13 protein-coding genes are annotated in these 11,493 nt (G+C 61.0%); 7 read left to right on the top strand and 6 right to left on the bottom strand.

Translation table 11 applies throughout. The features are described 5' to 3' along the window. Positions 1–219: 219 nt before the first annotated feature. Complete coding sequence (locus ACR0LZ_RS08970) at positions 220–810, top strand: uracil-DNA glycosylase family protein (protein ID WP_480749455.1); 591 nt, start codon at positions 220–222, stop codon at positions 808–810. Next, positions 803–1,591, top strand: coding sequence for an SseB family protein (locus ACR0LZ_RS08965; RefSeq protein ID WP_480749454.1), 789 nt, complete (start codon positions 803–805; stop codon positions 1,589–1,591). Before ACR0LZ_RS08970 ends, ACR0LZ_RS08965 begins: the two co-directional genes overlap by 8 nt. A gap of 48 nt (positions 1,592–1,639) precedes the next feature. On the opposite strand, the gene yghU is transcribed toward ACR0LZ_RS08965, so the two are convergent. After that, positions 1,640–2,518, bottom strand: a complete 879-nt coding sequence (gene yghU, locus ACR0LZ_RS08960) for a glutathione-dependent disulfide-bond oxidoreductase (protein ID WP_480749453.1) — start codon at positions 2,516–2,518, stop codon at positions 1,640–1,642. Between the two features lie 246 nt (positions 2,519–2,764). Between yghU and ACR0LZ_RS08955 the strand changes: the two genes are divergently transcribed. Then, positions 2,765–3,280 carry a YHS domain-containing (seleno)protein gene (locus ACR0LZ_RS08955; protein WP_480749452.1) on the top strand — a complete coding sequence of 172 codons (516 nt, stop codon included), beginning with the start codon at positions 2,765–2,767 and terminating at the stop codon, positions 3,278–3,280. A 259-nt stretch (positions 3,281–3,539) separates the two neighbouring features. Here ACR0LZ_RS08955 and ACR0LZ_RS08950 read toward each other — a convergent pair whose 3' ends face one another. After that, positions 3,540–4,115: a GcrA family cell cycle regulator gene (locus tag ACR0LZ_RS08950; RefSeq protein ID WP_480749451.1), complete on the bottom strand. Its 576-nt coding sequence runs from the start codon at positions 4,113–4,115 to the stop codon at positions 3,540–3,542. Between the two features lie 129 nt (positions 4,116–4,244). Here ACR0LZ_RS08950 and ACR0LZ_RS08945 point away from each other — a divergent pair, with 129 nt between their 5' ends. After that, positions 4,245–5,048 carry an ABC transporter permease gene (locus ACR0LZ_RS08945; protein ID WP_480749582.1) on the top strand — a complete coding sequence of 268 codons (804 nt, stop codon included), beginning with the start codon at positions 4,245–4,247 and terminating at the stop codon, positions 5,046–5,048. On the opposite strand, the gene ACR0LZ_RS08940 is transcribed toward ACR0LZ_RS08945, so the two are convergent. The 3 genes from ACR0LZ_RS08940 to ACR0LZ_RS08930 all read right to left on the bottom strand — a co-directional run bounded on the left by ACR0LZ_RS08940 (position 5,045) and on the right by ACR0LZ_RS08930 (position 7,713). Next, the gene (locus tag ACR0LZ_RS08940) at positions 5,045–6,286 is read right to left on the bottom strand and encodes an MFS transporter (protein WP_480749450.1); all 1,242 of its coding nucleotides are present in this window, start codon (positions 6,284–6,286) and stop codon (positions 5,045–5,047) included. The two genes, ACR0LZ_RS08945 and ACR0LZ_RS08940, sit on opposite strands and share 4 nt — an antisense overlap. Positions 6,287–6,416: 130 nt before the next feature. Continuing rightward, the gene (locus ACR0LZ_RS08935) at positions 6,417–7,295 is read right to left on the bottom strand and encodes a DMT family transporter (RefSeq protein WP_480749449.1); all 879 of its coding nucleotides are present in this window, start codon (positions 7,293–7,295) and stop codon (positions 6,417–6,419) included. Positions 7,296–7,347: 52 nt separating this feature from the next. Further along, complete coding sequence (locus ACR0LZ_RS08930) at positions 7,348–7,713, bottom strand: MerR family transcriptional regulator (RefSeq protein ID WP_480749448.1); 366 nt, start codon at positions 7,711–7,713, stop codon at positions 7,348–7,350. Between the two features lie 74 nt (positions 7,714–7,787). Between ACR0LZ_RS08930 and ACR0LZ_RS08925 the strand changes: the two genes are divergently transcribed. The 3 genes from ACR0LZ_RS08925 (at position 7,788) to argF (ending at position 10,481) form a co-directional block, all read left to right on the top strand. Next, positions 7,788–8,048, top strand: a complete 261-nt coding sequence (locus ACR0LZ_RS08925) for a zinc ribbon domain-containing protein (protein ID WP_209598147.1) — start codon at positions 7,788–7,790, stop codon at positions 8,046–8,048. A 242-nt stretch (positions 8,049–8,290) separates the two neighbouring features. Next, positions 8,291–9,478, top strand: a complete 1,188-nt coding sequence (locus tag ACR0LZ_RS08920; protein ID WP_480749447.1) for an acetylornithine transaminase — start codon at positions 8,291–8,293, stop codon at positions 9,476–9,478. Positions 9,479–9,554: 76 nt separating this feature from the next. Beyond that, positions 9,555–10,481 carry an ornithine carbamoyltransferase gene (gene argF / locus ACR0LZ_RS08915; RefSeq protein WP_480749446.1) on the top strand — a complete coding sequence of 309 codons (927 nt, stop codon included), beginning with the start codon at positions 9,555–9,557 and terminating at the stop codon, positions 10,479–10,481. Here the strand turns inward: argF and ACR0LZ_RS08910 are convergent. Further along, positions 10,456–11,433, bottom strand: coding sequence for a LysR family transcriptional regulator (locus ACR0LZ_RS08910; RefSeq protein ID WP_480749445.1), 978 nt, complete (start codon positions 11,431–11,433; stop codon positions 10,456–10,458). The two genes, argF and ACR0LZ_RS08910, sit on opposite strands and share 26 nt — an antisense overlap. Positions 11,434–11,493 lie beyond the last annotated feature (60 nt).

The following is an 11,493-nucleotide window of genomic DNA, read 5'->3' as shown; positions in this document are numbered from 1 at the left end:
TGCCGCTGGGTGGCCTCTGTTTTTGTCGGTGGGCGCGGACCCTGCCAGTGCAGGCCGCATGCCGGGTACACTTTTATCTTGGCCACATTATGTCGAAATGTGAAACAAATGATCAACGTGGGATTGATGCGTCCGGCCAATTGTGCGGTCGGGCATTGACCTGCCTCTAGCATTACGGGGCCAGACGGCACAAGTCGCCCCGATCGGGGAGACACTGCAATGACATCGACCGTGGCCCGGGAAATCAGCGCCTGTCGCCTGTGTGCCGACAAGTTCGCGGCAACGGCAACCGCGCATCAGCCGCGCCCGGTTGTCTGGTTCCGTCCCGGTGCGCGCATCCTGATCGCGGGGCAGGCTCCGGGCGCACGGGTCCATGCGTCGGGCCGCCCCTTCACCGATCCCTCTGGTGACCGGCTGCGCGACTGGCTTGGGCTGAACGAGGATATCTTTTACGACCTGTCCCGCGTTGCCGTGGTTCCGATGGCGTTCTGCTTTCCCGGGTACGATGCCCGCAATGCAGACCTGCCGCCACCGCCGATCTGTCGCCGCACCTGGCACGACCGAGTCATCGACGAGTTGGGAGAGATGCCTCTGACCGTTCTGGTTGGCGGCCACGCCCACAAATACCACCTGCGTGCCCGCGCCCCCGTCACCGAGACCGTTCGCAATTGGCGAGACCATGCGCCGCGGGTCTTTGCCTTGCCTCACCCGTCCTGGCGCAATACGGCATGGCTCAGGAAACACCCGTGGTTCGAGGCAGAGCTGCTGCCGGTGCTGCGCGCCCGGGTGCAGGAGGTTCTGAATGACTGAAACAACTGCCCTGGACGTCGCTCATGCGGCAATCGAGGCCACCCCCGACAGCGACGCCGCCCGTTTGCGCTTCTATGAAAGGTTGGCCGACAGCGAACTGTTTCTGATGCTGACCAAAGAGGCGCAGGGTGAAAACATCTCGCCCGAGCTTTTCGACGTGGCGGATGGCCGCTTCGTGCTGGCTTTCGACCGCGAGGACAGGCTGGCGCAATTCGCCGGGCGTCCCGCCCCCTATGCGGCATTGTCGGGACGGGTGCTGTCGTCGATGCTGGCGGGGCAGGGTATCGGTCTGGGTCTGAACCTCGAAGTTGCCCCATCCTCGATCCTGATCCCGGCCGAAGCGCTGGCGTGGCTCAGCGATGCGCTCGGCCACGAACCCGACGAGGTATCGGCGCGAATCACTCGGTTTCTCGCCCCGAAGGGCTTGCCGGATGTCCTGATCCAGGCGCTCGACGTCAAGCTTGCGACTGCGGCCGGGTTGGTCCAACGCGCGTATCTGGTCGGGACCGAAGACGAAACTGGCACCCGCGGGCACCTTCTGGCCTTTGTCGGTGCTGTAGATGGCGCGGAGGGGGCTTTGGCCAAGGCCGCCTCCGAGGCTTTGACCTTTTCCGGCATCGAGGCTGGGACAATGGATGTCGGGTTCTTCTCCGCCTCTGACAGCGCTGTTGAAAAGCTGGCGAAGACGGGCTTGTGTTTTGATCTGACTCAGCCCGAGACGCCGCAGCCTCTGCGTCCGGCACCGGGCAGCGACCCGTCCAAGCCGCCGATCCTCAAGTAACGCTCGGCGCATCATAACAACTGGGCGCTTCCAGCAGCGGTCGGGCGGTTATTCCGCCGCGTCCTCCAGCTTGTCCTGCGTGCGGGTTTCGAAATCCGACGCCGCGTGCCGCTCGCGCAACTGGAACTTCGGCTCGCCTGATGTCTTGTTGACCATGCGGCCCCGGCTCACCGCCGGGCGGGCATCGATCTGCCTGGACCAGCGCATCACGTTCTCATAGCTTTCCGCATCCAGAAATTCGGCCGCGCCATAGTTTCGGCCCAGCACCAGTTGTCCGTACCAAGGCCAGATCGCCATGTCCGCAATCGAATAGTCTTCACCAGCGATATAGGTCTTGTTCGCCAACTCCCGATCCAGCACATCCAACTGCCGTTTGACCTCCATGGCAAAGCGGTTGATTGGATATTCCCATTTCTCCGGCGCATAGGCGTAGAAATGACCAAAGCCGCCGCCCAGATAGGGCGCGCTGCCCATCTGCCAGAACAGCCAGTTCATCACCTCGGTGCGCGCCGGGCCGCTTGCAGGCAGGAAAGCCCCGAATTTTTCGGCCAGATGAAACAGGATCGAACCGCTCTCGAATACCCGCACCGGTTCATCCCCGGACCGGTCGACGAGCGCAGGGATCTTTGAATTCGGATTGATCTCGACAAAGCCCGAACTGAACTGGTCGCCGTCCCCGATCTGGATCAGCCACGCATCGTACTCGGCGCCTTCGTGCCCCTGCTCCAGAAGCTCTTCAAGCATGACCGTCACCTTCACCCCGTTCGGCGTGGCTAGCGAGTAAAGCTGTATCGGATGTTTGCCTACCGGCAGGTCCTGGTCATGGGTCGCGCCGGCTATGGGACGGTTGATATTGGCGAATTGCCCGCCGTTTTCCCGGTCCCACACCCAGATCTTCGGGGGAGTATAGCTGGTTAGATCGCTCATTCTGCGCCTCTTCGAGTTGTTCGTGCCACCGGGTGCCTCTTGCTCAGTTAATATTTCATTTTTCTATGTCTACCCCCTGAGGTGGAATAAAAAAGCTGTAACATATCCCGATTTCAGCTCACGAAACTTCTTTGCCCGTCACAGAGCCGCGAGGCCCTCTTCGTTCCCGGCCCGAAATGAATATTGTCCTCGCAGATCAACCGACGCCGCCACACGGCGCATTGGAAAACCGAAAGGACCGATTTGATGAAACGTCTTCTTGCTGCGCTGGCCGCCACGGCCGCCTTTGCCATTCCTGCCTATGCCGGCCCGCAATATGTTGACGGAACCGGCTACGCCGCGTCCGGCTATGATGTCGTCGCCTATCGCGATCTGGCGCAATCGGCCGTCGGTCAGGCGCAGCCCGAAGGCGTCAAGGGCAACGCCGCCTTCACCGCCGAATACAACGGCGCCACCTGGGCATTCGTCTCCGAGGAGAATCGCGAAAAGTTTCTTTCAAATCCAGAACATTTCGCGCCGCAATACGACGGCCATTGCGCCTATGGCGTGTCGCGCGGCGGCAAGGTTCCGGGCAACCCGAACCTGTGGCGCATCGTGGATGACAAGCTTTATCTCAACATCACCAAGAACGTTGTCGGTTTCTGGGAAGAGGATATCCCCGGCAACATCAATCTGGCTCAGGGGAACTGGCCGGGCATCGAGCCCGATGCCGCATCGACCAACGTGATCCCGAATTTCACCTCCAGCGCTCCGACCAAGTAAATCGGCTGAATGTGAGTAACGAGTGTACGCCCGGGCGTACTGCCCGGGCTTTTTATTTCTGCAACTCAGTCAGGCTGCGTCTGTTTCATTCTAGTCCCAAATACCCCGGGGGTGAATTGCCCGCAGGGCAAGAGGGGCAGCGCCCCTGATTTCCCCAAAAGGGGCGCGACGCGTTCAAGCAACCTTCCTGTTCAGTAATGCCCTGCAACAAAACCACGCCGAAAACCGGAGTAGTTCATTGTCTGGTTGTGGAAAGGTTTCAGCGCCGCCGGTCGCGGCGGGCGCTCATTGGCTGAAAGGCCACGCCCACATGCGCCTCGCAATAGGGTTTTCCCTGTTCCACAGGCAGGCCGCAGAACCAGAAATCCTCGGTCGCCGGATCGCCGACGGGCCATTTGCAAGTCCGCTCGGTCAATTCCATCAGTGTCAGCTTCTTGGCCTTTTTCTCGATCTCGTTGACCTTGGCCAGTGCTTCGGGGCTGATTTCATTGGCCGAAGGTTGCGGCGGCAGCGGTTGGCCCGCCGGGATGATCTGGCGGCGCGGCGGTGTGGCCGGTTTGGTCTCGACCGCAGGCGCCGGGGCTGGGCGCGCCGGTTCGGTCTTGGGGGCGGGTTTCGGTTTTGCTTCGGCTTTCGGGGCGGGGGTCGGTTTTTCCTTGGGTTCCGGTTTGGCCGCAGCTGCGCCCGTAGTGCGGTTCGACAGGCCCAGACGATGCACCTTGCCGATTACCGCGTTGCGGGTGACCCCACCTAATTCCTTGGCGATCTGGCTGGCCGACTGGCCTTCGCCCCACATTTTCTTGAGCAGCTCTACACGCTCGTCAGTCCAGGACATGGGTTGCCTTTCAAAAGCGGGAAAGCGGCCCCCTTGATCGCGGCCGCCTTCGGAATTCGTCATAGGCCCCTATTCTAATCACTGTGCGCCGAGTTACAAGCTGTCTTCGAATCGGATGAGGGGCGGATGATGCAGAATTTCGTCGATCGGGGCGCACCACGCTTTGGCCGCTGCAACTGGATGGGTCTCTATACGCTGGCGCAGCGCGAAGTGCAGCGATTTCTCGCGGTTTGGACCCAGACCTTGCTGGCGCCACTGGTGACCGCCGGGCTGTTCCTGCTGATCTTCAACATCGCAATCGGGCCCGGGCGCCCCGATGTGATGGGAGTGCCATTCCTGACCTTCCTGGCTCCAGGCATTATGATGATGACGGTGATCCAGAACGCCTTTGCCAACACCTCGTCGTCAATGGTGATAGCCAAGGTGCAGGGCAATATCGTCGACACGCTGATGCCGCCGCTCTCGCCGCTGGAAATTCTGCTGGGCTATCTTGCCGGGGGCGTTGCCCGCGGCGTCCTGATTGCGCTGGCCGTCAGCATCGCATTGGCGCTGGTGCTGGGAATGATTCCGTACCATCCGCTCGTCGCCCTTGCCTTTGTCATCCTCGGCGGCGCCTTCATGGGTGCACTTGGCCTATTTGCCGGGATCTTTGCCAACAAGTTCGACCAGATGGCGGCGATCACCAACTTCATCGTTACGCCGCTGGCCTTCTTGTCCGGCACCTTCTACTCGGTCGAAGCGCTGCCGCCGGTACTGAACCGGCTGTCCCATGCCAATCCGGTTTTTTACCTTATTGACGGGCTGCGCTTCGGGATGATCGGCGTTTCCGACAGCTCTCCTTTTGTGGGTCTGGTGATCTGCACGCTGGCGACTGTCGCGGTTTGTTGCGTGACATGGCAGATGATCAGAACCGGATACCGGCTCAAATCCTAGGCGGTTTCCGGCTCGGCCAGCGTACCCGGCAGCAACGCTATGCGCGGTCGTCCAAGCCTGGGATGCAGGCGCGCCGCGACCTGCCAGGCACCGAACAGCGCAAGACCACCGGCGGCAAAAACGCCCGCAACCGGTGCTACCAGCAAGACCACCGAGGCAACGCCAGGTGTCAGAATGCCCGAGACATCGCGATAACTGGAATAGATCGCCGACATCTCGGTGCGCTCGGACGGTTTGACTGCCAGCAGGAATGGCAGTCCGGCACAGATATCCAGCACGATCAACCAAACCGAGCCGAGGACCAAACTGGTTACCGACACGACGGGCCAGCCCGACAACACGCCCGCCCCGGCGAAACAGGCCGCGCAGGCCAGAAACCCGATACGGACCGCGCTGCGCAGCGACCGCCCCTGCACCCAGCGCAGGATCAGCGGCGCTGCAAACAGCATGGCGTTGGTCAGCGACAACAGGATGCCGCCCAGCTGCTCACCTAACCCGTTTTCGATGGCAAAGATTGGCAGATAGACCACATAAATCCACCAGCCGCAGGACCGGATCATGGCAAACATGTACCCGGCAACCAGCCGCGGCTGCGCGAAAAAGCGCGGCAGAAAGGCCAGTGGATTTCGTGCCGGACCGCGCGCTTTTGCGATCAGCTTGCCGTTGCCCAGCCTCAGCCACCAAAACACCGCCAGCATCAGGATCGCTGCCGTACCGCTTATGACAAACGGGGCAGGTGGCCAGACCTCCATCAATAGCACCCCGGCCATCGGCCCGGCTGTCCAGCCCAAAGCGCTATAGAACATCCGGCTCGTTTCGCATCTTCCCAGCTCGATCCGATCGATATAGTCCAGCACATAGGCGTTGAAGCAGATGAAGGTGACAACTGCGGCCACCGTATTGCAGGCCAGCGCCGCCATGACGGTTTCAGGCGTGCCCTGAATGGCAAGACCGGCCCCGGTGACATAGAGTAGCGTACCGCCCGTATAGGCCCAGCGGCGCGGGATGAAACGGATGGCAAAAGGTACCATCAGACCTGCGGACAGCGAGGCGATGCCAACCAGGAAATACAGAAACGAGACCTGTGCCGCATCCTGCAGCGCCCGGTACAGCACCAGGGGAAAGACCGAGATCAGAATGCCGCGCACAACCGCTTCGAGACCGGCAAGGATGCCGAAATCGCGAACGGATGGGGCAGGAGCGTGGCGAACCCACTCGGGAATGCGTCTTTCGTGCATGTGGCAATCTTTCTAACCAACAAGCGCCAAAATTGCCGGATTGCACCATTGCTTCATCAACAATTGCGACATGGGCGTCGCGCATGGACCCGGATTTCGGGAATTTTACTGGGTTGCGTGGAACATAAGCTTAGCGGCGTCTCGCTTCTCGCCAGACCAGGATAAGCGCGCTTATCAGGATGATCGCGGCCCCCGTGACCGTGACCAGATCGGGAACGACAGAAAAGGCAGCAAAGTCATAACACGCAGCAAAGATCAGCGTGGCATAGCTGATCGGCGCCACGAAAGAGGCATCGGCACGCGCCATACCATTGACGAAACAGAATTGCGCACAAGCCATCAAAACGCCAACGCCCGCCAGCGCCGCCCATTGGGCGGGCGTGGGTTCGTGCCAGACGAATAGTACGGCCACCGACGCAATGGTCAGGCCCATCGCGTTGTTGATCATCAGAACCTGCAACGCGATCTCGCGCCCCGCCAGCTTTTTGATGAAAATCAGCTCCATTCCAATCACTGCCGCTGCCGTCAGCGCTAGCAGAGCCGCAGGCTGAAAACTCGCCGGCGTAGGGCGCAGCAGAACCAGTGCCCCGATAAGCGCGACACCTGCCGCCAGCCAGCGCCACGGGCCAACCCGCTCGCCCAAAAGTGGGATTGCCAGCACCATGCCGAATACCGGGTTGAGAAAGGAAATCGCGGTGGCGTCCGCCATCGGAATATAGGCGACCGAAGCAAACATCAGCGTCACACCGGCCCAGCCGAAACTCGTCCGGCCCAGATGCAGCCTCCAATGGGGCCGCGTCAGGTGTGGGCGGAACGCCGCCACCGCCATAACGATAACCAGAAAAGCGAACAGAAACCGCCCGTGACTGATCTGCATCGCGTGCAAGGGAGGCCCGAGTGTATCCGTCCCCAAGGCCTTGGCCAACAGCGTCGTCGCCGCGATAAAGGCGGTCGCGACAAAGATCAGCCCTGCGGCCAAAGCAGGATTTTGCGCCTTCGGGGTGAACATGGGCGAAAGCGGTGCGCCAAAAAAGGGGCCTTGGCAAGACGCAATTCAGCGCTCAGCGCAAAACCGGTGGGGCCGCCAGCGCCGCCTTGGCTTGTTTGAGGCTGTCCAAAAAACGCTCTGCCCGTGCGATCCGTGCTTCGACCTCGTCAATCCGGTCCTGCAAAAACGCCTCGCCGTCAAAGCTGTCGGGATCGGCGGCGTCCAACTGCCCCAGCAACATGACCAGTTCTGCAATGCTAATGCCTGCCGCCTGTGCATCGGCAATTTGCTCCAGCGTGATCAGCGCGTCTTCGGGATAGTCGCGATAGCTGTTGGTGTTGTCCGGACCCGGGCCTGACCGGATCAACCCCTGCCGTTCATAAAACCTCAGCGTGTCACGGCTCAGCCCGCTGCGCCGCGCAAGTTCCCCGATCCGCATGTTTCAAAACCGTTGACTCAACTCCATGGTTTTGATCCTATGTCAGACAGTCATTATCTGCAAGGACAAGCACCATGGGTCCCAAATGCCAAAGTTGCGGCATGCCGCTGTCAAAAGATCCCCAGGGCGGCGGGTCCGAAGCTGACGGCGGGCGAAGCACGCGTTACTGCTCGCTGTGTTACGAAAACGGTGCGTTCCGCCATCCCGACGCATCGCTGGAAGAGTTCCAGTCTCATTGCGTCGATGCCCTTGTCGCCAAAGGCATGCCCCGCATCCTTGCCTGGGCTTTCACCCGCGGCATGGGCAAGCTCGACCGCTGGCGCTCGGCGGGATGATCCGACGGCAATTTTGACCCGGCGGCAATAATAGGGTTTTCAGGCAGTCTTTTCGCGGCTATAGAGCGGCCATGATCAAACGCGCACATATCCAGCTGCTCCGACGCCGACGCCTCTCTGCGTAATCGGCCTGTTTGATCCCATGTGCCTGCCAAATTGGCACAAATCTCACCAAATCTGTTGACGAACCGGGCCTTCGTGTATCACTCACGAGGCTCAAACGACCCGAAAAGGATGATCCCATGATCCCGTCCGTTCTGCCGACCTATAACCGCGCGCCCTTGTCATTTGTAAAGGGCGAAGGCGCCTGGCTGACCGAGGCGGATGGCCGACGTTTTCTCGACCTCGGCGCAGGGATCGCGGTGAACGCGCTGGGCCACGCCCATCCGGCGCTGGTGGCCGCCCTGACGGAACAAGCCCATGCGCTGTGGCATGTCTCGAACCTCTACAACATCCCGCAACAGCAGGCACTGGCAGACAAGCTGGTCGAACACACCTTTGCGGATACGGTTTTCTTTACGAATTCCGGTACCGAAGCCTGTGAACTGGCCGTGAAAATGGCCCGCAAGTATTTCTATGACAAAGACCAGCCCGAACGGGTTGAGATCATCACCTTCGACGGCTCCTTCCATGGCCGGTCGTCGGCGGGCATCGCTGCGGCCGGGTCCGAGAAGATGACCAAAGGCTTTGGCCCGCTTTTGCCGGGCTTTGTCCACGTCACCTTTGGCGATCTCGACGGTGTCACCGACGCCATCACGGAAAATACCGCAGCCATCCTGATCGAACCGATACAGGGCGAGGGTGGCATCCGCCCCGTACCCGATGCCGAACTCAAGGCCCTGCGTGCCATTTGCGACGAACACGGTCTGCTGCTGATCCTGGACGAGGTGCAATGCGGCGTCGGTCGGACCGGCAGGCTCTTCGCCCATGAATGGGCCGGGATCACCCCGGATATCATGATGGTCGCCAAAGGCATCGGCGGTGGTTTCCCCCTCGGCGCTGTGCTGGCAACCGAAGATGCGGCGTCCGGTATGACCGCAGGCACGCATGGCTCCACCTATGGCGGCAACCCGCTGGGCTGCGCCGTGGGCTGTGCGGTGATCGATCAGGTCGCCACACCCGCCTTTCTCGAAGGTGTCAACCGCAAGGCCGGCCTGTTGCGCCAGAAACTCGAAGGCCTGGTCGCCGATCACCCCGAGGTCTTCGAAGAGGTGCGCGGATCGGGCCTGATGCTCGGCCTGAAATGCAAGGCGCCAAATATAGATGTGGTCAATGCGGGCTATGACAATCTGGTCATCACCGTCCCCGCCGCCGACAACGTCATCCGCCTGCTGCCGCCCCTGACCCTGACCGAGGATGACATCGCCCAGGCCATGATCCGCCTCGAAAAGGCCGCCAATCAGATCGAAACACAGCTCGCAACTGCCTGAGCTTCATCTTTTCCCAAATACTCCGGGGGTGTGGGGGTAAGGCCCCCACCGCCCGACCAGCCAAAAGCGAAGCGATATGAACCATTTTCTCGACATCCACAAAACCGATGCCACCGCGTTGCGGTCCATGATCGATCAGGCGGACGCGATGAAACAGGCGCGTCTGGGCCGTCCCAAGGCCGCCCCTGATGACGAACAGCCGCTGAAAGACCGCATGGTCGCGCTGATCTTCGAAAAGCCCTCCACCCGGACGCGCGTGTCCTTTGACGTTGGCGTGCGCCAGATGGGCGGCCAGACCATGGTGCTGTCAGGTAAGGACATGCAGCTGGGTCACGGCGAAACCATTGCCGATACGGCCCGTGTGCTGTCGCGCTATGTCGACATGATCATGATCCGCACCTTTGATGAGACCATCCTGACCGAGATGGCCGAATATTCCGACGTGCCCGTCATCAACGGCCTGACCGATCGCACCCATCCCTGCCAGATCATGGCCGATGTTTTGACGTTCGAGGAACACCGCGGCCCCATCGCGGGCAAGAAAGTGGTCTGGACCGGCGATGGCAACAATGTCTGCGCCTCGTTCCTGCACGCCGCCGGTCAATTCGGCTTCGATCTGACCTTCAGCGGCCCGGCCCAGCTTGACCCTGAAGAAGAGTTCATGGGTTTTGCCCGCCAGAAGGGTTCCAGAGTCGTCATCGAACGGGACCCGCACAAAGCGGTCGAGGGCGCTGATCTGGTGGTTGCCGACACCTGGGTTTCGATGCATGACAGTCAATCCGCCAAGGAACGTCGTCACAACATGCTGCGCCCCTATCAGGTCAACGCGGAACTCATGTCACATGCCAAACCTGACGCGCTGTTCATGCACTGCCTGCCCGCACATCGTGAGGAAGAAGCAACCTCCGAGGTCATGGACGGGCCGAACTCGGTCATCTTCGATGAGGCCGAGAACCGCCTGCACGCGCAAAAGGCCATCATGCGCTGGTGTCTGGAGCAGTGATCGGGGATTGCCCGGCCGTCGCGCCGGGCATAACCAATGCCTGCGCCTCCGGCCCTGCGAACCAGTCGTGCAGCGCCGTCTCTATTACCTGAACCACCTTGCGCGGAGGACCTTCGGCCCTCCCCGAAACCAGATGCAAACCGGGCAGACCGCCGCCCAGCGGTCGCGCAACCAGCGGATCACCTGCATAGCTCAGCATCGTTTTGGGGCGCATGTTCAATACGGCGATACCCAACCCGGCCCCGACCAGCGCCCGCACCATTTCCAGCGTGCTGGCCGTGGCAGCGATGTGCGGCTCTATCCCGGCCCGCCGTAGCAAACCACGCACATAAGGGCCTGCAAGCGGCAGATCCAACACCACCATCGGCTGTCCCGTCAAAGCTTGCGGATCGATCTCTGCGTCTGCGGCCAGGGCATGGCCCTCGGGCAGCAGCACGTAGGGCGGCAAATCCAGCAGCGGACGCGTTTCCACACCGGCCAGCAACTCGTCTCCGGCAAAGATGCTGATATCCAGCCTGCCCTCCAGCAAACCGGTTTGCGCGGTGATGTTGTCGCATTCACGCAAATCAAGCGTGATATTCGGGTGCCTTGCCAGCAGTGGGTTCAGAATGGCTGGCAGAAACGCGGGCGCGGTGGGGGCGTAATAACCGATATGCAATTTGCCCTGTAGCGCATGACCCAACGCGTACCCTTCGTGCATGACGTCGCCATAGCTCTCAATCAGGCCACGCACCCGCGCAGCCAGCGCCTGACCAGCCGGGGTTGGCGCTATGCCCCGGGCCCGTGCGCGCCGGACCAGCGTCGTGCCGAACTCGGCCTCAACCCGGTCCAGCGCAGCGGCAACTGCCGATGGTGCCAGATTCAATACCTCTGCCGCGCCGGCGATTGATCCGGTTTCGACCGCAACCATGAAAGACCGCAGCATGCGCAACGACAGGCGCAATTCATCCATATCCAGGCCCAATTCGATTTTTCTGTTCTTATTCTCAAATATTTTCTGTTTTTCATGGGA

This window comes from Ruegeria sp. CI1 (assembly GCF_056536925.1).
This window is presented reverse-complemented; position numbering and strand designations above follow the sequence as displayed.